General features: G+C 40.6%; 23 protein-coding genes. 16 read left to right on the top strand and 7 right to left on the bottom strand.

The genetic code is table 11. The annotated features are described in order from the left end of the window. The first annotated feature begins 93 nt into the window (after window positions 1-93). The 4 genes from malQ (at window position 94) to ACMZ6Z_RS04020 (ending at window position 6,249) form a co-directional block, all read left to right on the top strand. Entirely contained in the window at window positions 94-1,656 is a 1,563-nt protein-coding gene (gene malQ / locus ACMZ6Z_RS04035) for a 4-alpha-glucanotransferase (RefSeq protein ID WP_416131329.1), read from the top strand. Between the two features lie 18 nt (window positions 1,657-1,674). Further along, window positions 1,675-3,936: a glycogen/starch/alpha-glucan family phosphorylase gene (gene glgP / locus ACMZ6Z_RS04030; RefSeq protein WP_416131322.1), complete on the top strand. Its 2,262-nt coding sequence runs from the start codon at window positions 1,675-1,677 to the stop codon at window positions 3,934-3,936. Window positions 3,937-4,243: 307 nt separating this feature from the next. Continuing rightward, entirely contained in the window at window positions 4,244-5,362 is a 1,119-nt protein-coding gene (locus tag ACMZ6Z_RS04025) for an aminotransferase (protein WP_416131321.1), read from the top strand. Window positions 5,363-5,433: 71 nt separating this feature from the next. After that, window positions 5,434-6,249: a transporter substrate-binding domain-containing protein gene (locus ACMZ6Z_RS04020; RefSeq protein ID WP_416131320.1), complete on the top strand. Its 816-nt coding sequence runs from the start codon at window positions 5,434-5,436 to the stop codon at window positions 6,247-6,249. Window positions 6,250-6,473: 224 nt separating this feature from the next. Here ACMZ6Z_RS04020 and mnmE read toward each other — a convergent pair whose 3' ends face one another. The 4 genes from mnmE to ACMZ6Z_RS04000 form a co-directional block, all read right to left on the bottom strand. Then, complete coding sequence (gene mnmE, locus ACMZ6Z_RS04015) at window positions 6,474-7,841, bottom strand: tRNA uridine-5-carboxymethylaminomethyl(34) synthesis GTPase MnmE (RefSeq protein WP_416131319.1); 1,368 nt, start codon at window positions 7,839-7,841, stop codon at window positions 6,474-6,476. A gap of 996 nt (window positions 7,842-8,837) precedes the next feature. Continuing rightward, window positions 8,838-9,344, bottom strand: a complete 507-nt coding sequence (locus ACMZ6Z_RS04010) for a hypothetical protein (protein WP_416131318.1) — start codon at window positions 9,342-9,344, stop codon at window positions 8,838-8,840. Continuing rightward, on the bottom strand, window positions 9,341-9,499 hold the full coding sequence (locus tag ACMZ6Z_RS04005; protein WP_416131317.1) for a hypothetical protein: 159 nt from the start codon (window positions 9,497-9,499) through the stop codon (window positions 9,341-9,343). The genes ACMZ6Z_RS04010 and ACMZ6Z_RS04005 overlap by 4 nt, the downstream gene beginning before the upstream one ends. 92 nt (window positions 9,500-9,591) lie before the next feature. Beyond that, complete coding sequence (locus ACMZ6Z_RS04000) at window positions 9,592-9,819, bottom strand: DUF4177 domain-containing protein (RefSeq protein ID WP_416131328.1); 228 nt, start codon at window positions 9,817-9,819, stop codon at window positions 9,592-9,594. 349 nt (window positions 9,820-10,168) lie between these two features. Here ACMZ6Z_RS04000 and rpiA point away from each other — a divergent pair, with 349 nt between their 5' ends. The 4 genes from rpiA to deoD all read left to right on the top strand — a co-directional run bounded on the left by rpiA (window position 10,169) and on the right by deoD (window position 13,995). After that, complete coding sequence (gene rpiA, locus ACMZ6Z_RS03995; RefSeq protein WP_416131316.1) at window positions 10,169-10,840, top strand: ribose-5-phosphate isomerase RpiA; 672 nt, start codon at window positions 10,169-10,171, stop codon at window positions 10,838-10,840. An 85-nt stretch (window positions 10,841-10,925) separates the two neighbouring features. Continuing rightward, window positions 10,926-12,137, top strand: a complete 1,212-nt coding sequence (locus ACMZ6Z_RS03990) for a phosphopentomutase (protein WP_416131315.1) — start codon at window positions 10,926-10,928, stop codon at window positions 12,135-12,137. Between the two features lie 9 nt (window positions 12,138-12,146). After that, window positions 12,147-12,956 carry a purine-nucleoside phosphorylase gene (locus ACMZ6Z_RS03985; RefSeq protein ID WP_416131314.1) on the top strand — a complete coding sequence of 270 codons (810 nt, stop codon included), beginning with the start codon at window positions 12,147-12,149 and terminating at the stop codon, window positions 12,954-12,956. A gap of 325 nt (window positions 12,957-13,281) precedes the next feature. Then, window positions 13,282-13,995: a purine-nucleoside phosphorylase gene (gene deoD / locus ACMZ6Z_RS03980; protein WP_416131313.1), complete on the top strand. Its 714-nt coding sequence runs from the start codon at window positions 13,282-13,284 to the stop codon at window positions 13,993-13,995. Window positions 13,996-14,034: 39 nt separating this feature from the next. Here the strand turns inward: deoD and ACMZ6Z_RS03975 are convergent, their stop codons facing one another. Then, window positions 14,035-14,943, bottom strand: a complete 909-nt coding sequence (locus tag ACMZ6Z_RS03975; RefSeq protein ID WP_416131312.1) for a LysR family transcriptional regulator — start codon at window positions 14,941-14,943, stop codon at window positions 14,035-14,037. 144 nt (window positions 14,944-15,087) lie between these two features. Between ACMZ6Z_RS03975 and ACMZ6Z_RS03970 the strand changes: the two genes are divergently transcribed. The 3 genes from ACMZ6Z_RS03970 to ACMZ6Z_RS03960 all read left to right on the top strand — a co-directional run bounded on the left by ACMZ6Z_RS03970 (window position 15,088) and on the right by ACMZ6Z_RS03960 (window position 18,324). Next, the gene (locus ACMZ6Z_RS03970) at window positions 15,088-16,533 is read left to right on the top strand and encodes an amidase (protein WP_416131311.1); all 1,446 of its coding nucleotides are present in this window, start codon (window positions 15,088-15,090) and stop codon (window positions 16,531-16,533) included. A gap of 106 nt (window positions 16,534-16,639) precedes the next feature. Next, entirely contained in the window at window positions 16,640-17,509 is an 870-nt protein-coding gene (locus tag ACMZ6Z_RS03965) for a transporter substrate-binding domain-containing protein (protein WP_416131327.1), read from the top strand. Between the two features lie 149 nt (window positions 17,510-17,658). Beyond that, window positions 17,659-18,324 carry an amino acid ABC transporter permease gene (locus ACMZ6Z_RS03960; RefSeq protein WP_416131310.1) on the top strand — a complete coding sequence of 222 codons (666 nt, stop codon included), beginning with the start codon at window positions 17,659-17,661 and terminating at the stop codon, window positions 18,322-18,324. Between the two features lie 132 nt (window positions 18,325-18,456). On the opposite strand, the gene ACMZ6Z_RS03955 is transcribed toward ACMZ6Z_RS03960, so the two are convergent. Beyond that, a complete protein-coding gene (locus ACMZ6Z_RS03955) occupies window positions 18,457-18,732 on the bottom strand; it encodes a hypothetical protein (RefSeq protein WP_416131309.1) in 276 nt (91 codons plus the stop codon). 202 nt (window positions 18,733-18,934) lie between these two features. Here ACMZ6Z_RS03955 and ACMZ6Z_RS03950 point away from each other — a divergent pair, with 202 nt between their 5' ends. From ACMZ6Z_RS03950 to ACMZ6Z_RS03930, 5 genes are all read left to right on the top strand, one after another. Beyond that, window positions 18,935-19,585 carry a uracil-DNA glycosylase gene (locus ACMZ6Z_RS03950; RefSeq protein WP_416131308.1) on the top strand — a complete coding sequence of 217 codons (651 nt, stop codon included), beginning with the start codon at window positions 18,935-18,937 and terminating at the stop codon, window positions 19,583-19,585. 89 nt (window positions 19,586-19,674) lie between these two features. Continuing rightward, window positions 19,675-20,004: a MazG nucleotide pyrophosphohydrolase domain-containing protein gene (locus ACMZ6Z_RS03945; RefSeq protein ID WP_416131326.1), complete on the top strand. Its 330-nt coding sequence runs from the start codon at window positions 19,675-19,677 to the stop codon at window positions 20,002-20,004. Next, complete coding sequence (locus ACMZ6Z_RS03940; RefSeq protein ID WP_416131307.1) at window positions 20,005-20,151, top strand: hypothetical protein; 147 nt, start codon at window positions 20,005-20,007, stop codon at window positions 20,149-20,151. 6 nt (window positions 20,152-20,157) lie between these two features. Then, the gene (locus ACMZ6Z_RS03935) at window positions 20,158-20,427 is read left to right on the top strand and encodes an ASCH domain-containing protein (RefSeq protein WP_416131306.1); all 270 of its coding nucleotides are present in this window, start codon (window positions 20,158-20,160) and stop codon (window positions 20,425-20,427) included. A 112-nt stretch (window positions 20,428-20,539) separates the two neighbouring features. Continuing rightward, window positions 20,540-21,160, top strand: coding sequence for a hypothetical protein (locus ACMZ6Z_RS03930; RefSeq protein WP_416131305.1), 621 nt, complete (start codon window positions 20,540-20,542; stop codon window positions 21,158-21,160). A 97-nt stretch (window positions 21,161-21,257) separates the two neighbouring features. On the opposite strand, the gene plsY is transcribed toward ACMZ6Z_RS03930, so the two are convergent. Beyond that, window positions 21,258-21,893, bottom strand: coding sequence for a glycerol-3-phosphate 1-O-acyltransferase PlsY (gene plsY, locus ACMZ6Z_RS03925; protein ID WP_416131304.1), 636 nt, complete (start codon window positions 21,891-21,893; stop codon window positions 21,258-21,260). Between the last annotated feature and the right edge of the window lie 54 nt (window positions 21,894-21,947).

The following is a 21,947-nucleotide window of genomic DNA, read 5'->3' as shown; positions in this document are numbered from 1 at the left end:
GGAGGATGACTAGATACCTCCTTATTGGGCGGTTACGTTTGATCTCAATTTAGTTTTAAAAAAAATTGAAAAATAGTTGACTTGCGCAAGCGTTTGCGTTATTATTTTCATATCGACAAAAATAAAGAAGGGAAAAATCGCATGTTACAACGTGAAAGTGGTATTCTAATGCATATTTCTTCTTTGCCAGGCCCATTTGGAATTGGTTCGTTTGGTAAAGAGGCTTATGAGTTTGTAGATTTTTTAGTGGAAACCAAGCAAACCTATTGGCAAATTTTGCCCCTAACAACAACGAGTTATGGCGATTCGCCGTATCAATCCTTTTCAGCTATGGCAGGTAATACCCATTTTATTGACTTTGCCTTACTAGCAGAGGCTGGCTATTTAGCCAAGGAAGATTTTGAAAATATTTCTTTTGGTCATAATCCCGAAGAAGTCGATTATGCTTTGATTTATGAGCGTCGTCGCCCTATTCTTGATAAAGCAGTACAAGGCTTTTTAGCTAGTAAAGAAGGACAGTCCTTATTAGCAACCTTTGAAGCGGAAAATAGTTGGCTTGAAGATTTTGCTGATTTTATGGCTATCAAAGAACATTTTGGCAACAAAGCCTTACAAGAGTGGGAAGATCAGACTATTGTCCAACGAACCAAGGAGGCCATAGCTTCCTACCGTGAGCAATTAGCCGATAGGATTTTGTATCATAAGGTTACCCAGTATTTCTTTTACTCGCAGTGGCTTGATTTGAAAAGATATGCTAATGACAATGCTATCCAAATTATTGGTGATATGCCTATTTATGTCGCGGCTGATAGTGTTGAGGCTTGGACCATGCCTGAACTTTTCAAACTAGATGATGAGCGTAAGCCTCTCTTTATTGCGGGAGTTCCAGCAGATGATTTCAGCGCCACAGGGCAACTTTGGGGGAACCCGATCTATAACTGGGATTTCCATGCCAAAACAGGTTATGCTTGGTGGATTTACCGTATTCAAGAAAGCTTTAAACTGTACGACAAGCTGCGCATTGATCATTTCAAAGGCTTTTCAGACTTCTGGGAAATCCCTGGAGCAGATGATACTGCCCTAAATGGCAGATGGTCAGCAGGTCCAGGCTATCAGTTATTTGAAGCGGTCAAGGATAAACTCGGCGACTTGCCTATTATTGCTGAAAACTTAGGCTATATTGATGACAAAGCGGAAGCCCTACTAACTAAAACAGCATTTCCTGGTATGAAAATCATGGCATTTGGTTTTTATGATCTTGAGGGACAAAGTATTGACATCCCACACAACTATACGCCGGACACCGTAGCCTACACTGGGACACATGATAACGAGGTGGTCAATGGGTGGTATGTTAATTTAACTGATGAGCAAAGGAAGTTTGTTGATGCCTACATTCATCGTTCTCAGGATGAAACAATTACGCAAGCCATGCTTCGTAGTCTTTATGCCAGTGTCAGCCATATCGCTATCGCTACCATGCAAGACTTATTAGATAAAGATGGTGACTCTCGGATGAACATGCCTAATACCCTCGGTGGCAATTGGCAGTGGCGCATGTTAGCAAAAGAATTAACGCAAGACAAGAAGGATTTTCTGACAGGAATCACTGAGTTATACGCTCGTGCCAACACATCATTACCCCAATCACATTAAAAATAGAGGAGAAGGACAATGACTAAAGCATTTACAACTTATTTAGCAAACAAAGGACAAGACTTAGCCACATTAACGAATGAAGCCATTTATCAAGAATTGCTTCATTATGTCAAAGACAATGCTGACCAAATGCCTAAAAATCAGGCTAAACGCAAAGTTTATTACATTTCAGCAGAATTTTTAATTGGTAAACTATTATCCAACAACTTGATTAACCTAGGGGTCTATCAAGAGGTTAAAGAAGCTCTCGCAGCTGCTGGTAAAAACATCAGTGAGATTGAGGACCTGGAACCAGAACCATCTCTTGGTAATGGTGGTCTGGGCCGCTTGGCATCTTGTTTTATTGACTCGATGTCAACGCTTGGTATCAATGGTGAAGGCGTAGGACTCAATTACCATTTTGGTCTCTTTAAGCAAGTCTTTAAAGACAATCAACAAGCAGCAGAGCCAAATGACTGGATTCAAGATGAGTCTTGGCTTGTTCCGACAGACGTTCATTACGATGTACCATTTAAAGACTTTACGTTGCGTTCACGCTTGGATCGTTTGGATATCCTAGGTTATCAAAAAGATACTAAAAACTACCTCAATCTTTTTGATATTGATGGGCTAAACGATGGTTTGATTGAGGATGGCATCACCTTTGATAAAACTAAAATCAAAGAAAACTTAACCCTCTTTCTTTACCCAGATGATTCGGATAAGGCGGGAGAATTGCTCCGTATCTACCAACAATATTTCATGGTGTCTAACTCAGCGCAGCTATTGATTGATGAGGCGATTGAGCGTGGGTCAACTGTTCGTGACCTTGCTGACTATGCCTATGTGCAAATCAATGACACACATCCTTCGATGGTTATTCCTGAGTTGATTCGCCTGTTGACAACACAACATGGCTTAGACTTTGAAGAAGCAGTTGCTATTGTTAGGCAAATGGTTGGTTATACTAACCACACCATTTTGGCAGAAGCGCTTGAAAAATGGCCACTTGATTACCTCAATGAAGCAGTGCCTCATTTGGTTGCCATTATCGAAAAACTCAATGACATGATTGCCAAAGAGGTCTCTAATCCTGATCTTCACATTATTGACCAGTCAGGACGTGTGCATATGGCGCACATGGACATTCACTTTGCGACCAGTGTTAACGGGGTTGCGGCACTCCATACCGAGATCCTTAAAAACAGTGAATTGAAAGATTTTTATGAGCTTTATCCAGACAAATTTAATAACAAAACCAATGGTATTACCTTCCGTCGTTGGTTAGAGTTTGCCAACCAAGACTTGGCAGCTTACCTCAAAGAGCTGATTGGAGACGACTATCTAACGGATGCGACTAAGCTGGAAGCATTATCAGCCTTCGCTGATGATAAAGCTGTTCATGCTAAACTCGATAGCATCAAACATGACAACAAATTACGTTTGAAACGTTACCTCAAAGACAACAAAGGCATTGATTTGGATGAGCATTCGATCATTGATACCCAAATCAAACGTTTCCACGAGTACAAACGTCAGCAAATGAATGCCCTTTATGTGATTCATAAATATTTGGAGATCAAGCGTGGTAACCTTCCAAAACGGAAACTGACGGTTATTTTTGGAGGAAAAGCAGCACCAGCTTACATCATCGCTCAAGACGTTATTCACCTCATTTTGAGCTTGTCAGAGTTGATCAACAATGACCCTCAAGTCAGCCCTTACCTCAATGTCCATTTGGTTGAAAACTATAATGTCACTGTCGCCGAGCATCTGATTCCAGCAAGTGATATTTCTGAGCAGATTTCTTTGGCCTCTAAAGAAGCCTCAGGAACAGGTAACATGAAATTCATGCTCAACGGTGCCCTTACCTTAGGAACTATGGATGGTGCCAATGTTGAGATTGCAGAATTAGCTGGTATGGATAATATTTATACCTTTGGTAAAGATTCCGATACTATTATTGACCTTTACGCTAATCAAGGCTATACAGCGCGTGATTACTACAATGGTGATGAACGTATCAAAGAAGCGGTTGACTTTATCTTGTCAGAAGACTTAATAGCTGTAGGAAATAAAGAGCGTTTAGAGCGCCTCTACCATGAATTATTAAACAAAGACTGGTTCATGACCTTGATTGACTTGGCTGAATACATCGACATCAAAGAAACCATGCTAGCAGATTATGAAAATCGAGAAGACTGGAACCAAAAAGTAGTTCATAACATTGCTAAAGCAGGCTTCTTCTCATCAGACAGAACCATTGCACAATACAATCAAGATATTTGGCATAGCTAATCTTAACGGATGCCAATGCCTTATGATCTTTTGTAACATAGACTAGTAATATCGTATAAAGCGCTTAGGATGCTTATCCTGGGCGTTTTTTTAGTGGTAACAAAATCGCATCAAATCAAATCCGGTGTAATTTTTGGCTTTTATCAACTATTTTTTTACTATAAAATCAAAAAAAGCTTGATTTATGAATAAAAATAAAATATAATAAAATCATTGAAATAATATGCAAAATAACCGCCATTTTTTAATAAATAGATAAAGCTAGTTGCTGTTTTCGTAGTATAAGTTTTATGAGGGAGGTTTGAATATGAAATTACCTTGTTTTGGTGTTGAAGATTGGTTGAATACTTATGAAATACAGGCCAAGTACGATATAGCAGGAGTGTCGATATCGGCCTTGAGTTTGCAAGAACTCTTTGATATGACAGGCGATTCTTTGGAGACTTTTTGGTCAGATTTTTCAAAGAAGACCATTGATTATGGGTGGATTGAAGGATCTCCAGACTTTAAAAAGGCAGTTGCTTCCTTGTATCGTCACCAGACGCAAGCGAATATTTTACAGACTAATGGGGCAACAGGGGCCAATTTATTGGCCTTATATGCCTTCATTGATTCTGGTGATCATGTGATTTCGCTTTACCCAACCTACCAGCAACTTTATGAGATTCCAAAATCTTTGGGGGCAAGGGTTGATTTTTGGCGGGTTAAAGAATCCCTGGGTTGGTTGCCTGATATCAAGGACTTGGCAGCACTTATTGGTCCAAAGACTAAAATGATCTGTCTTAACAATGCCAACAATCCATTTGGATCGGTCATGGACGAAGCCTTTTTAAGAGCTGTTGTGAGATTAGCTAAGTCAGTTGGTGCTTATGTATTGGTAGATGAGGTTTATCGCTCCTTTGATACTTCTTTGGATATTCCAGCAATCGCGGATCTTTATGATAAGGGCATCTCCATCAATAGCCTCTCTAAGAGTTTTTCGCTACCAGGTCTTCGTGTGGGTTGGATAGTTGCTAGTCTGGAGGTGGTGTCTATCTTACGAGGTTATCGTGATTATACCATGATTTCAGCAGGGGTATTTGATGATTACTTAGCCACCTATGCTCTGGCGCATCAAGACCTTATTTTGGCGCGTAACCAAAAGATTGTGAGTGATAACCTGGCTATTGTCAAGGAGTGGATAGCCCAGGAACCTTTAGCTGATGCTGTCTTACCAGCTAAGGTCTCCACGCTTTTGATGGCATTAAGGACAGAAACAGCCATCGAGCCATTTTGTAAACAATTATTACAAGAGACGGGTGTTCTCCTTGTTCCGGGAAATCGCTTTGATCAAGAGGGTTATGTCAGACTGGGTTATTGCACGGATCAAGCTGTTTTAAAAAGAGCTTTGCAAAAATTGTCTGACTTTCTACATAAAAAAGAATAAAAAAACAAAAATAGTTGATTTTTATCTTTAAAAGCGTATAATGTTTTAAAATAAGAAAAGGAGTTGATAAAATGATTAAAAAAATAGGTTTGGGAGTGTGCTTTCTAATGGCATCCTTGATATTGGTTGCTTGTGGGACGTCTCAATCTTCGGATTTGCAACAAGATATTGTCGAAAAGGGTAAATTAGTGGTGGCGGTTAGCCCTGATTACCCACCATTTGAGTTTAAAGCGCTTATTGATGGGAAGGATAAGGTGGTTGGAGCCGATATTGATTTGGCTCAGGATATCGCTGATGCTTTAGGCGTTGAACTCGAGGTATCAACCATGAGTTTCGATAATGTTTTGACGAGTTTAAAGACTGGTAAGGCTGATATTGCTATTTCAGGTTTATCCGTGACTAAGGAACGTCAAAATGCTTACGCTTTCTCTGAGACGTATTACACGACAGAAAATGCTATCTTGATTCGTCAGGAAGATCAAGGCAAGTATAGCCATTTAGAGCAATTAGCAGGTAAAAAAATTGCTGTTTTAAAAGGTAGTATTGAAGAAAATCTTGCTAAAGAACAGTTGCCAAAGTCGCAAATCATTCCTTTGACGGCTATGGGTGAGGTAATCAATGAGTTGAAGTCAGGCCTTGTTGATGCGGTTGATTTGGAAAAGCCAGTTGCAGAAGGCTTTATGGCTCAAAATGCGGATCTTAGTTTAGCAAAAGTGACTTTGACAGTTGGAGATGGGGATGCTAAAGCCGTAGCCATGCCAAAAGGAAAGGCTAGCAAAGAGCTACAAAAAACTATAAACAAGGTCATCTCTAAGATGGTTAAGAAAGATACCTATGGGAAATACCTCTCTGAGGCAACAAAACTCACTGAAAAATCGATTGATTAATCATAAAAAACTTGAGAATGAAAGGATTAAGTGGTTACTTTCATTCTCAAGTTTGTAAAGTGGATTAGGGCTGTCACAACGGCTGACAGTCGTGGAAATGATCTGCTCAACCATTGCTCAGTGTTTAGTAAGGGGAATATTAAGAACCTGTATTTCCCCTTTGGCACTCCTTTATGTTGATCTAACTAATCAGCCAGTTATCATATCTGAGTTTATAAAGTTGGCTATTTTCCAAGGCAGAACTGACTAAACAGCTGGGTAATGAGTTCATCTGGAGCGGCGTCTCCTGTGATTTCACCTAAAATTTCCCAAGTTCTGGTCATGTCAATTTGCAAAAGATCAACGGGCATTCCCAGGTCAAGCCCTTCATTAACAGCTTTTAGGCTTTCAACAGCTTGCTCAATTAAGGAAATGTGGCGGGCATTTGATAGGTAAGTGGCATCTTTTTCAACCAAGCCTGCCTTTTCAAAGAATAGCTGGTTGATTCGTTCTTCAATGCCTTCAATGTTTTCGTTTTTTAAGACAGAAATAGCGATGAGATCAGCAGGTAGCTGGTCTCTCTCTATTTTCTCGACCAAATCGGTCTTGTTTAGCAAAATAATGCGATTGCTATGTTGACTGATGTCAAGCAGGATTTTATCTTGTGCTGTCAAGGGTTCTGAAGCATTGAGAACCAAGAGCACCAAGTCAGCCTCATTGAGGGCTTTTTTGGAACGCTCAACCCCAATGCGCTCAACCACATCATCAGTGTCGCGAATGCCAGCAGTGTCTATCAATTTTAAGGGAACACCTTTGATATTGACATATTCTTCAATAATATCACGAGTTGTTCCTGCGATATCAGTAACAATGGCTTTGTCTTCACGAAGAAGATTATTGAGAAGGCTTGATTTGCCAACATTGGGACGACCAATGATAGCTGTTGAGAGACCTTCGCGCAAGATTTTTCCTCGTTTCGCAGTTGCCAAGAGATGCTCTAGGAGTGCTTGGAACTCTTGGGTTTTCTCACGCATCAAGGCTGTTGTCATCTCTTCGACGTCATCGTATTCTGGGTAATCAATATTGACTTCAACCTGAGCCAAGGTGTCCAGGATTTCGTGACGAGTCTTGTCAATCAGCGTTTTGAGGGAGCCGTCCAGTTGCTGCATGGCAACGGCCATGGCCTTGTCTGTCTTAGCTTTGATTAAATCCATAACAGCCTCGGCTTGGGTCAAGTCGAGCCGTCCATTTAAGAAGGCTCTTTTTGTAAATTCACCAGGTTCAGCCATACGTGCACCGGAGCGAATCAAGAGTTGTAGAATTTCATTGGTTACAGCAACCCCACCGTGGGTGTTAATTTCAACAACATTTTCACGCGTAAAGGTTTTGGGTTCTTTCATGACACTCACCATCACCTCATCAATGATGGTTTCATGGTCCACGATATGCCCATAATGAATCGTATGACTGGCAACTGTTTTGAGGTTTTTGCCTTTAAAGACTTTTTGCGCCAGCTCAATGGCATGGCTTCCTGATAGGCGAACAATACCAATAGCCCCCTCACCAAGTGGTGTCGAAATAGCTGCAATGGTATCAAACTCTTTTGTTATCATAAATGTCCTTTCATAGTGTTGTTTCAATGGGTTTTTACCCAAATCTGACCCGAATTATTTTTAAAAGAGTGTTTTTATCTTGTCAAAATGTATTATCTCTTTTTCTTTGAGTAGATGTGAGTAAGTATTTAATGTCATTGTTGGATCTTTATGTCCTATCCGTTTTGAGATGGTTAGAACCTCGATGCCATTTGCCAGTAAATAACTGACATATGTATGACACAAGGAAGGAACAGAACAATCGACAATGATTTTTAAACGCTTATTGAGGTAAACGTGGGTGCTAACGGGGAATAAACGGTTAAATGTATTTTCTTCCCATTTTTCAACTCTTTATTCTTTTAATAAAGCTATTGTATCATTATCAAGTGGAACTGTCTTGATAGATTGCTGATTTTTAGTTAAGTCAAAATTATTGTTACTAGAAATGTCCTATGCTTTATTGATATTTAATTGATATTCATATGGATTAGCTTTTGTAAATGCAATCATAAGGTGCTGCGTTTGAGTTAAAAATCTTTATCAAGGGATTTAGGTTCTAAGTTAGAGTTGCCTTTAGAAAAATCTGCAAAATTTATTTTTAGCGATCTGTCCATGACGGCGTACTTTGCACAGACTTTTATTTTTGCTATAATGGTTTCGCCCCTTTGGGATAGGAAGGGGGTGAAAGGTTATGCTAGAACTTTTCTTTACCGTATTTCTTGCACCTTTGCTTGGCAGCATTGTTTGAGTATTGGCTCACCTCACGTAAGAAATAACCCTATAGGGAATGAGCCTGAAAAAAGAAACCCCCAATGCTGGAACATTGGGGGTTTTGTGCCAAGCTAGACACTTTTCTTTACTGTAAGTATATTTTAACCTTAAGGTCCTGGAGATGTCAATTATTTTATATGTCAACTGCTAATAGCATTAGTTTTCTCTATAAATATCTAAGACTTGACTGATACTTCTAAAGTCGGTGTTGGTGAGAGTGTGAGGATTTTTGATGATGTCATGCTAGCTATTATCAACTTTTAATGTCATTTTTTTATTAAGGATGCCACCTTCTTCTGCTAAAATCGTATCATCTTCTGATTTTATATAAAGAGCAGGAGAGTTGGTATAACCAAGGTCGTAACCGTTATCAATCGCCCACTCAGTGAACTTGCTCTCCTTAGCTTGATAGATAGCATCCGCAAGCTTTTGGATATGTGCATTAGCTTCATATTTGTAATCTTGTGGGACATGTACGTAAATCAGGCTCTTATCATAGTATGTCACTTGAACAGTATCAGAGACACCACTTTCAGAAAGTCCAGTATTTAACATATCCTGAAATGCTGTAGCAAATTCTGCATTTGATTCTTTTGTATACTCAGAGCCGTCATTTTTAGTACTTGATTCTGTTGTGCTAGAGGAACTAGAAGATGTTTTGCTTTGCTCAGTTTCCGAAGATGAGCTTGTTGTAGTCACCGTTTTAGTAGTTATTGATTGTTTTGACTGATTTAGGAGACTAGGTGTCAAAAAAATAGTCCCAGCAAACCAACAGCTGCAACTGCGATAGCAATGTTTCGCCTTTTCTGATTTGGTTTCTTTTTAGTGTAATACCAAGTTGCAATAATCCCACCAATGAGAGCTACAGGCATCAACATTGCTAGTAGTGTTATCAATAAAGCCATAGCAATGATTATTAGTACCTATTTTAAAATTTCGTTATTCTTTTTCATCATTTCTCCATACGTTGGTCTTCTAAGTTTTTGTAAATACCATATTATACTTTTTCAAAAACCATTGTCGCTTGAATGCGATCGCCCCCTCCAAGGCCTTTACTTCCTCCGTTAGTAGTGGTAATAGTATGTAAACGGTATCCTTTGTCAGCTTGTTTATTTATAATGTTTTCGAGTTCTAGGAGGTTACCTGATCCAGTACCAATAAACTTCTCTTTTAGTGTTACTTGTAAAACAACATATTTATTGTTATTGTTCGAAAATAATCCCATCATTTTTTCTCCTGGTTAGCTTTTTATGTGGTTCAAACCATTGCACTTATTTTAGGTTAGGTTTGTTAAATTGAAATACTCCTCAATGACCATCTGTTCTTCAGCAATGGTTTTTAATTTGTATTTCTTCATAAATTGTATGTCATTAAAACTTTTGTTATCATAAATGTCCTCTCATATTATATAGTTATTTCTAGCATTAAAATCGTTTTTGACGGTTGATTTTTGGGTCTGTCATTATTATAGTATCGTTCCCAAAAAAGAACAAGTTGAAAATATGAGGAGAATGGTTAACAAGTATTCGCTTTCATGTTATAATGAAGTGTAAGGATTTGATAAGGAGTTTGAGATGGAAGCATTAAAACAATTGGCCGGTCTTAAGGCGTCTGAATACGTTACAGACGGTATGGTTGTAGGTTTGGGTACAGGCTCAACGGCTTATTATTTTGTTGAAGAGTTGGGACGCCGTATTAAAGAGGAGGGACTATCTATCATAGGTGTCACAACCTCTAGTCAAACCACGCAACAAGCTCAACGTTTGGGAATTCCTCTCAAAGCTGTTGATGCTATTGATGTCATTGATGTCACTGTTGATGGCGCTGATGAGGTTGACCCACAATTTAATGGTATTAAAGGCGGCGGTGGAGCGCTTTTGATGGAGAAGATTGTGGCAACCCCTAGCAAAGAGTATATCTGGGTTGTTGATGCGTCTAAGATGGTGGATTGTCTGGGAGCCTTTAAACTACCCGTTGAGGTTGTCCCATATGGATCTGAGCGTCTGTTTCGTTATTTTGACAAAGAGGGATTCAAGCCATCTTACCGTCAAAAAAACGGTCAGCGTTTTGTGACAGATATGCAAAACTACATCATTGACCTTGATTTAGGCAAGATTGAAGATCCTGTTGGTCTTGGGAATCGCTTAAAAGCCATGGTTGGAGTGGTTGAGCATGGGCTCTTTAATGGCATGGTGAACAAGGTCATTGTGGCTAGTCAAGATGGGGTTCACGTTTTAGAGGCTTAAGTGATCCGATCTACTTGCTGTATGATCAAAAATGTTAGTTAGGGATTAGGGTGCTAACTGTAACCACCCTTAGAATAGGAAATGTATGTCGACTTTTAATCGTATTCACTTAGTAGTGCTTGATTCGGTTGGTATTGGTGCTGCACCAGATGCCAATGATTTTGTCAATGCAGGTGTGCCTGATGGGGCATCTGACACGCTAGGCCATATTTCAAAGACAGTTGGTCTGAATGTGCCTCACTTAGCTCAAATAGGTCTTGGTCATATCCCACGTGAAACACCCCTAAAAACCGTGTCGGTTGAGGAGAGGCCAACTGGTTATGTTACCAAATTACAAGAAGTTTCTCTTGGAAAAGATACCATGACCGGTCACTGGGAAATTATGGGACTTAATATCACCGAGCCTTTTGACACCTTTTGGGATGGTTTTCCTGAGGAAATATTAACCAAGATAGAGGAATTTTCAGGTCGCAAGGTCATTCGTGAAGCCAATAAGCCGTATTCTGGAACAGCTGTTATTGATGATTTTGGTCCTCGCCAAATGAAAACGGGTGAGCTCATCATTTACACCTCTGCTGATCCAGTGCTGCAAATCGCTGCGCACGAGGATGTTATTCCCTTGGAGGAGCTTTATCGTATATGCGAATATGCTCGCTCAATCACTCTAGAACGTCCGGCTCTTCTTGGGCGCATCATTGCTCGACCTTATGTGGGAGAGCCGGGTCATTTCACCCGAACAGCCAACCGTCATGATTATGCCGTATCACCCTTTGAGGATACCGTTTTAAATAAACTAGCTGATGCTGGCATAGCTACTTATGCTATTGGAAAAATCAATGATATTTTTAATGGTTCAGGCATCACTCATGACCAAGGTCATAACAAGGACAATCAACATGGGATTGACAACCTGATTAAAACCCTCAAAAATCCAGAATTCACCAAGGGACTATCCTTTACCAATCTTGTGGATTTTGATGCTCTTTATGGCCATCGCCGTGATGCTCATGGATACCGTGATTGCTTGGAAGCCTTTGACGCTCGCCTGCCAGAGATTATCGACGCCTTAGGCGATCAAGACCTGCTGTTGATCACAGCAGATCATGGCAATGACCCAACTTATGCAGGGACAGATCACACACGCGAGTATATCCCGCTCTTGGCTTATAGCCCATCCTTTACAGGAAGCGGCTTGATACCACAAGGCTATTTTGCAGATATTTCAGCAACGATTGCAGCTAATTTTGGGCTTGAAAAAGCCATGATTGGTCAGTCATTTTTGGATAAATTATTATAAGGAGATACCATGAGTTTACTTGAACGTATTAGAGTCACACAGTCTTTCTTAGAAAGTAAAGGCATCCAATCACCAGAGTTTGGTTTGATTTTGGGTTCTGGCCTGGGAGAACTGGCAGAAGAGATTGAAAATGCTGTCGTTGTTGATTATGCCGATATTCCAAACTGGGGGCAATCAACCGTAGTAGGCCATGCTGGTAGACTGGTCTTTGGGGACTTGTCTGGGCGTAAGGTCTTGGCTTTACAGGGGCGCTTTCATTTTTATGAGGGCAATAAAATGGAAACTGTGACCTTTCCTGTTCGTGTCATGAAAGCACTGGGTTGCCAAGGTGTGATTGTGACCAATGCAGCAGGCGGTATAGGTTATGGACCAGGCACCTTGATGGCTATTAGTGACCACATCAATATGACGGGGCAAAACCCATTGATTGGTGATAATTTAGAAACATTTGGACCACGTTTTCCAGATATGTCAGATGCCTATAGCAAGGCCTATCGTCAAGTGGCTCATCGTATTGCCAAGGAACAAGGCATTGATCTTGGTGAAGGTGTCTACATTGGTGTCACCGGTCCGACCTACGAAACACCGGCAGAAATCCGTGCCTTTAAAACCATGGGAGCAGATGCTGTCGGCATGTCTACTGTTCCAGAGGTTATCGTAGCAGCTCATTCTGGGATGAAAGTGCTTGGTATTTCTGCTATCACCAACTTTGCAGCTGGTTTCCAGTCAGAGCTAAACCACGAAGAAGTGGTAGAGGTAACCCAGCAAATCAAAGGCAATTTCAAAACCTTTATCAAAGCCGTTTTGAAGGACTTGTAAAGCAGATACTCAAAAACGGTGCATTTTTGCCTCTCAACGATACTAGCCGATCTGCTACTGATAAATAAGGATCAAACCATCAGAAGCAATGATCATACACCTTTAACACAAGTAGGGTTGGGATTCTCGGTTATTTGGACGCAATTCCCAATGCTTCAATACTAATATCAAAAAAAAACGAAAGGAAAGGGTTTGTATTCAACTTAATTTGAATACGAGCAGAAAAGGAAGACTCGAAAGCTTAGATGAGCTAGCATGTCTATTGGCATATGGGCTTAGTTCTCTAGCGATCAGTTGCTTTTTTTCTGTTAGCTCTTAATATCTTATGAGTATTCATATTTCAGCAAAACAAGGCGAAATCGCCGACAAGATTCTCTTGCCAGGAGATCCATTACGTGCTAAAGTTATCGCAGAACATTTTCTTGAAGACGCGGTTTGCTTCAATGAGGTGCGTAACATGTTTGGTTACACAGGAACTTATAAGGGTCATCGAGTGTCTGTCATGGGGACAGGTATGGGGATGCCTTCTATTTCGATCTATGCGCGTGAGCTTATCGTGGACTATGGTGTTAAAAAACTCATCCGCGTTGGTACAGCTGGATCAATTGATCCTAATGTCCATGTGCGTGAGTTGGTCTTAGCACAAGCAGCAGCGACCAACTCTAACATCATTCGTAATGATTTTCCAGAGTTTGACTTTCCACAAATTGCAACCTTTACATTGTTAGATAAGGCCTATCACATCGCCAAAAAACTTAACCTGACAACTCATGTTGGGAATGTCTTGTCTTCGGATGTTTTTTATTCGAACATGCCAGAGCGTAACCTCAAATTAGGAGAACTTGGCGTCAAAGCGATTGAAATGGAAGCGGCGGCTCTTTATTATCTTGGCGCGCAACATGGTGTTGATACCTTGGCCATTATGACTATTTCAGATAGCTTGGTCAATCCTGATGAGGACACTAGTGCAGAGGAGCGTCAAAATACTTTCACTGACATGATGACTGTTGGTCTTGAGACCTTGATTGCTGATTGTTGAGCGTCTTGTCATCAAAAAAACTGATTGAGACTTGTTCAATCAGTTTTTAAATGTCACTTCTTCTAAGAGGTAGTCCACGAACGTTTCTCCCATTTTGGAGAGATTAGCTTTTTCATGCGTTAAGTAGACAATGTCAATATGATCATCGACATCTAAAGGAATGGATACGATATGATCGCCATTTAGATTGCTATTTAAGATACCTGTGGCGATGGTATAGCCATCAAGCCCAATCATGAGGTTAAAAAGGGTCGCTCTATCTGAGACCACAATGGACTTGGGATGTGGTATTTGTGCCATGATTTCCTCAGAAAAGTAGAAGGAATTATGCAAACCTTGGTCATAGCTGAGGTAAGGAAAGGGTTCTAAATCTTCAATACTGATGATCGTTTTATTGGCTAAGGGGTTATCTTTGCTCACAAAAATATGTGGTCTTGTTGAAAAAAGATTGGTGGCTACCAGGTGGTGATCGTCAAACATCTTGGTCAAGACGTCTCTATTGTAGCTATTGAGAAAGAGGACGCCGATTTCAGAGCGAAAATTTTTGACGTCATCGATGATTTCATAGGTTCTCGTCTCACGTAAGAACAGCTCGTATTTTGTCATGTCTGTTTTTTTCAATAAAGACACGAAGGCATTGACCACAAAGGCATAATGCTGAGAAGAGACGCTAAAGAGTTCACGCTGGATGCTTGGGTTTTGATAACGCTCCTCAAGAAGTGACATCTGCTCAACTACCTGACGTGCGTAGGATAAAAATTCCATACCATCTTTTGTGAGTGTGATGCCTTTGGGATTACGAAGGAAAATAGTGATGCCCACTTCTTGCTCTAAGTCACGGACCGCATTGGAAAGACTAGGCTGTGTGATGTATAGTTTTTTGGCGGCTTCATTCATTGAGCCGGTTTCAACGATTTTGATGATGTAGTGTAATTGTTGGATTCGCATAGGATTATTGTATCACAAACTCTCTAGAAAGATAAGAGAGTAGATGACAAATTAAGAGAGACTGAACAATCTCTCAGTTTATGTTAAGCCAATCGCTAGATTTTGATTCACCATCCAAAATACCTAAAAATAGAAAGAGATGTTATGACGTTTAAAGATGCTACAGATATGGCAGCAGCAGTCGCTGCTGGCAGGATTTCTTCCAAAGAACTTGTATTGGCCACCATCGAAAAAGCCAACCAAGAAAACCCTAGGCTCAATGCCATTACCAGCACACGATATGACCGAGCCATCCAGGAAGCTCAAGAGAGGGATTTTACAGCCAAGCCCTTTGCAGGTGTTCCTATTTTTTTGAAGGATTTGGGTCAGGAGCAGGCGGGAGAGTTATCGACATCAGGTTCTCCTTTATTTGCAAACTACCGAGCTAAGCAGTCTGATTATTATGTCAAAAGATTGGAATCACTTGGCTTTATTGTCTTAGGTCGAACCAATACACCAGAGTTTGGCTTTAAAAATATTTCGGATAGTCAGTTGCATGGTTTGGTTCATTTGCCTGATGATCTCACACGAAATGCTGGAGGTTCATCTGGTGGTGCAGCAGCTCTTGTGGCTGCGGGGGTTAGTCCTATAGCTGGAGCCAGTGATGGTGGCGGATCGATTCGTATCCCAGCCTCCTTTAATGGCCTTATTGGTCTCAAGCCTACCAGAGGGCGTCTTCCTGTTGGTCCAGATGCTTATAGAGGTTGGCAAGGAGCGTCTGTTCATTTCGCCCTCACTAAGAGTATGCGTGATACCAAAAGACTTTTAGAGCATTTTCAAGTGTGTCAGCTGGAAAGCCCTTTTGTCTTACCTAAACTTCGTCATGAGGATTTAGATGGCAAATCCTTAAAACCTTTGAGAATTGCTCTACAACTAAGGTCTCCTATCGGTGGGAAGGTCTCTGATCAGGCGATTGAAGCTGTTGAAACAGCGGCAGCATTTCTTGAAAAAGAAGGGCACCAGATTATTCTTTTAGATCAAGCACCGATTGATGGGATTGAGGCCATGTCATCGTATTATGTCATGAATGCTGTGGAGACAGCAGCGATGTTTGATAGGATTGAAGCCAGTCTAGGTCGGCAAATGACGCTTGATGATATGGAAGTGATGACTTGGGCGATTTATCGCAGTGGTCAACAGGTTCCAGCCAAAGTTTATTCACAAATCTTGTCACAATGGGATCAATACAGCCGAGTGATGCATGATTTTCATCAAGAGTATGATGTTCTTTTGTCACCAACGGTTGCAGATGTTGCCCCAAAACATGGGCAGTTTACCTTGACAGATGATTTCCTCGACCGATTAAAGGCTATCGATGACGTGACGATTAAAGAACAGCAAGCCCTCATCTGGCAAATGTTTGAGAAAAGTTTGGACTGGACTCCTTTTACCCAGCAGGCTAACTTGACAGGACAACCTTCAATCAGTTTACCGGTTTATCGTACGGTTGAAGGCTTAGCGATTGGTGTTCAACTAACAGCTGCCAAGGGCAGAGAAGACCTTCTTTTAGCGATTGGTGACTTGTTTGAGCGTCATCATCAGCTGAGATAATCGTCATTTTAAGAAAATAACTTGAAATAAATCTTAAAATACCCTATACTAATTTAGTAAGCCTTTTCAGGCTTACTAATAAAACATTTAAAAGGATCGTCTAATGATTAAAAAAATTTCTACCATTGTTAGCTTAGGCTTAGCAGCCAGCTTGTTAGTCGCTTGTTCTAGTGATAAGGGTGCTAAAACGCAATCCGAATGGGACAAGGTCAAAGAAGCAGGTGTTTTGAAAGTAGCAACACCAGGAACACTCTTTCCAACCTCTTACCATGATGATGATAAAAATCTGATTGGTTATGAAATCGATATGATGAATGAGATCGGGAAACGCTTGGACATTAAGATTGACTATCAAGAAATTGGTGTTGCGGAAGCCTTTACAGCTGTAGACTCTGGTAAGGTTGATGTAGCAGTCAATAACTTTGACACTACCAAAGAGCGTCAAGAAAAGTACAACATCTCTGAACCTTACAAATACTCGATTGGTGGTATGATTGTCCGTGAAGATGGGTCATCAGGTATTGGTGCGACTGATTTGTCAGACTGGAAAGGCAAAAAAGCTGGTGGTGGTGCAGGTACTCAGTATATGAAAATTGCTGAAAAACTAGGTGCTGAGCCAGTCATTTATGACAATGTTACCAACGATGTTTACTTGCGTGATGTGTCTACGGGTCGTACAGACTTTATCCCAAATGATTATTACACTCAAGTCATTGCCATCAAGTTTATCACTGCTAAATTCCCAGACATCAAAGTTAAAATGGGTGATGCCAAATACAACCCAACTGAGCAAGGAATTGTCATGAAGAAAACAGATGACAGTCTTAAAACGCAGCTTGACAAGGTCATTAAAGACATGAAAGCTGATGGTACTCTTAAAAAGATTTCAGAAAAATACTATGCAGGACAAGATTTGACCAAGCCTGAAGAAGGCACAAAAAATCTCCCTGTTGTTGATGTTTCTGATATCAAATAACACATTATTTAGAGGCTGGGACAAAGTATCCAGCTTCTCTCTTTGTGTTAGATGCTCAAACCCAATCAAAATGCTTTTTTTGATTGGATAGATTTGTCAGTCTTTTGATGAATCGTTGAGAGCAAACATAAGAAAAGGAAGAAGATGAGATGATTAATTGGAATGCTATCTTTGATCCTCGATTAGCCTTGGAGGCAATTCCCTTGATTTTGGAAGGCTTGCCTTACACTTTGGGGCTATCCTTGATAGGTTTTAGTTTAGGTACTTTTTGTGGTTTTTTTGTTGCTCTAGCCAAGATGTCCCCCATAAAACCTCTTAGATGGTTGGCAACGACGCATATTTCCCTCATGCGGGGAGTGCCCTTGATGGTATTGTTGTTTTTCATTTATTTTGGACTGCCATTTATGGGAATTCAGTTAGATGCTATACTAGCTAGTATCATTGCTTTTACCGTCATGTCCAGTGCTTATATTTCTGAAATTATCCGTGCCTCTCTCTCAGCAGTAGATAAGGGGCAGTGGGAAGCTGCTAGATCTTTGGGCTTATCAACAGCGATCATTTACCGAAAAGTCATTATCCCACAAGCGATTCGCATTGCTATCCCTCCCTTGTCAAATGTTCTTTTAGACATGGTCAAAAGCACTGCTTTGACTGCCATGATTACCGTCCCTGAATTATTTAATAAGGCAAAGATCGTCGGTGGTGCTAAGTCGGATTACATGACGGTTTATATTGTGGTCGCACTGATTTATTGGTTTATCTGTACCCTATATGCCTTTGGTCAAGGTCATTTAGAGAAGCGTTTGACCTATTAAAGCCGATTTCAAAAATAGACCTAGTCTTCATCATAATCAACAGATAGTAAAAGTCACCCTAAAAAGACTAAGAGTAGCCTGGATAGAGTGACATTATTGTGATGATGTTATTGGAAATAAGTGACCTATCCCTCAACCGTTCTTTGTTGAGGGATTTTTGGTTTGACTCATGATAGCCTTAGCGATTGTCATGGCATTGGTGAGTCCGATATCGTATTGTTGGTTGATTTTGGTGACCAGCTCGATGTCAGACTGGTATGTGATTTGTTGCAAAAAAGCATTATCGTCCAGATGTTCTAAGAGCACGTTGGTGAGGGAGCGCCGTAGTTTGTTATTGTCTCGCCGCTTCAAAAAAATAAGGCCTAATTCTAATAAGGCAATGACCATCCATGTTAAGGTATTATCCATCATCCTTCTCCTTTTTTGTTTAATAACGATGACTATTAGGATAGCACAAAAACTTGAGTATGACCAGCTTCTTGATGTTTTATTGCTGTATGATGTTATCAAAGGGCTAGGCTAGATTTTAGAGAGGATTTTATGCTAAAATGGAGGAGAAAGTAAGACATGCTGTTTTCCCGATCACTAAACTAACTAAAGGAGTTGTTTTATGCAATCTACTTGGCATCAACAATTAAAAGCGGCTTTGCCAGAAGGCTACTTCAAAGCCATCAATAGTTTTTTAGATAAGGTCTACGCTTCGGGAACGGTTTATCCTCCGAGAGACGCTATTTTTAAAGCCCTTCAGCTAACGCCCTACGAAAAAACAAAGGTCTTGATTTTAGGCCAGGATCCCTATCACGGGCCTGGTCAAGCCCAAGGTCTGTCTTTTTCGGTGCCTGATAGTATACCAGCGCCACCTTCCTTGCAAAACATTCTAAAAGAACTGAGTGATGACATTGGTTCAAGAAGCCACCATGACTTGACCTCTTGGGCTGAGCAGGGAGTGCTTTTGTTAAATGCTTGTCTGAGTGTTCCAGCTGGGCAAGCCAATGGGCATGCCAATCTTATCTGGGAGCCTTTTACAGATGCCATTATTGAGTTGCTTAATCAAAAAGAAGAGTCGTTAGTCTTTATTCTTTGGGGGTCTTACGCTCGAAAGAAAAAACGACTGATTACGCATGACAGACACCTGGTACTTGAATCCCCTCATCCCAGTCCATTATCCAGTTACAGAGGTTTTTTTGGTAGCAAACCTTTCTCAAAAACCAACCACTTTTTAGCCCAACATCATCAAGCAAGGATTGATTGGCTAGACTGACAATCATAGACTTAATAAGGTTTGTTAATGGACTATCAACAGCTGAAAGGCTATAAAGAAAGAAGCAAATTATTTTTTAGAAGGGGACAATCATGTCACTTAGTATCGCAGATTTACAAGCTTATTTATCAGCTCATTACGGATCTGATAAGGATGAGCAAGGCTTTTTTATAAAGTTGGTCGAGGAGGTGGGAGAAGTTGCCGAAGTTCTCAACAAACGCGCTAAGCGAAAAACGTTTACTGATGAACATTTACAGGAAGAGCTCGGTAAGGAGTTGGCAGATGTCATTCACTATGCGGTTGCTATCGCCACAGTAAATCAGATTGATCTGACGACAGTCATCATCGAAAAAGATAAAACTGCCGCGATAAAATACCAGCATCAAGAGACTTTAGACGCCTTTTTAAGGAGAAAATAAATGGCCAAATATGGCGAGTTACAGGCAAAATATCCTGACTTGGAGGTTTGGGGACACCCAGCTCAGTACCATGACTTATATGAGTTGACCGTCACGGGTCAAAAAACAGCAACCTCTTATTGGTTTGCGGAAGATGGATGCGATTAGGATAGTTTGGACAAGCCAGGTAGTCGCTCTATCATGGTGGATAATCCAGATTGTCCGACTCAGGAAGTTTTACTGGTGACGGAAAAAGTACTTATTGAAAAATTTTCAGAGATTTCAGAGGAAACTGCTTTGGCTAATGGAGAAGGGGATGGCAGTGTTGCTGACTGGCAACGCATTTTTGGCGATTTTTGGAAAAGCCATCTGCCAACGGTCGATCTTGTCTTTTCAGAGGACGGTCTGGTTGTTACTGAGTTTTTTCGTGTCGAAGAAGTCTAGCTTGAGGGTAAAGGATAGTTCTATGTCTAGTATATCATTTAACGACTTGATAGCGTGTGAGCTAGGACGTTAGTCATCTTGTTAGTTTTGACAAAAGATAAGGAGAATAGCAATGGATAAGGTCAGTGCTTTTTATGAAGCTTTGGATCAACAAGCGTTTGAACAAGCCAAAAGATTATATCAAGAAATGCAAGATGGGGTGGGCAATAAAGATATTGACCAACAGTTTTGGGTCAGAAATCACGGTGTTTACCTGGCACTAGCTCAAGCAGACATCAATCTAGCCAGACAGTTAGCTGAGCAAAACAAGAGATTGGTAGAACAGGCGATGGCTAAAGAGCTACAGCATATTGCCTATCATCAGCTAGCCATGGTGGAGAGAGAAGCGCAGCATTATGAGCTTGCCTTGGCAATCATTGACCAAGAACGAGATGTTATCGATTCCACAGACAAACTGGCCTTGTCGGCAAATGCTTATGAATTTGGCTATTTGCACTTTCTTTTGGGGCATTATGCTGTTGCAGAGCAAGAGATGCAAAAGAGCCTAACCTTAGCCTTGGAGTCTGACGATCAAGTGGCACAGGCTTGTGCTTATCGTGGATTGGGTGAAATAACAGCTGAATTGAGCTGCTTTGAAAAAGCAAAAGCCTTATTTTTACACGTTAATGATGAGGTAGGTGCTTGTCAAGTGGATGAGTTGATGCGACAATACGCATCAAAGCCTAGCTTCTAACGTCAAACTCAAAGATAGGATGAGCAAAAAAAGCTGGCTTTTGGCCAGCTTTTAAGGGTTATACTCTTTTAGGATTGATGTGATTGTTAAGGCCTTATTATTTTGGTTTTTGCTTAGTGATGTTAAAGCCAAAGGGCACTAAATTTTCTTTCTTAGCTTTGATACGTTTGATATTATCCTGATGCCTTAGGATAATGACCCAGGTAATAGCCATGATGACCAAGGTAAACAAGATGTCATAATCCTTCAAAATAAAGTCAAACGCTGGGAAAATTAAGGCACTGATAACAGCAATAATAGCAACGGTGATACTTGTGAACGAGATCATGCTAGATAGGATGAGAGTCACTAAAAAGATAAGGAGTAGGTAGAGCAGAAAAACCGGAGCAAAGCCAAGGAGAATGCCAGCACTGGTAGCGACTGCTTTACCGCCTTTAAGTTGGGCAAAAACTGGATAAGTATGCCCTAAAATTGCAAAAAAACCAACAATCAAAGGCGATAAGGCACTGTTAAGCCAGACGGCTAAAAGAACAGCTAAAGTTCCTTTCAGTAAATCGATGGTAAGGGTAGCTGTGCCTGCCTTAGGTCCTAAAATACGAAAGGTATTGGTAGTTCCCATATTGCCAGAACCATGCTCACGAAGATTGATCCCGTAACAAAACTTTCCAATCCACAGACCCGTTGGGATTGACCCTAATAAATAGGCGATTAGTACAAGTAAGATTGTTTTCATGCTTCTATTATAGCACAGTCCTTCTCTCTAACAACTTATTTTTTAGAGAAGGGC

The organism is Streptococcus pluranimalium (assembly GCF_047785705.1).
Classification (GTDB): Bacteria; Bacillota; Bacilli; order Lactobacillales; family Streptococcaceae; genus Streptococcus; species Streptococcus pluranimalium_A.
This window is presented reverse-complemented; position numbering and strand designations above follow the sequence as displayed.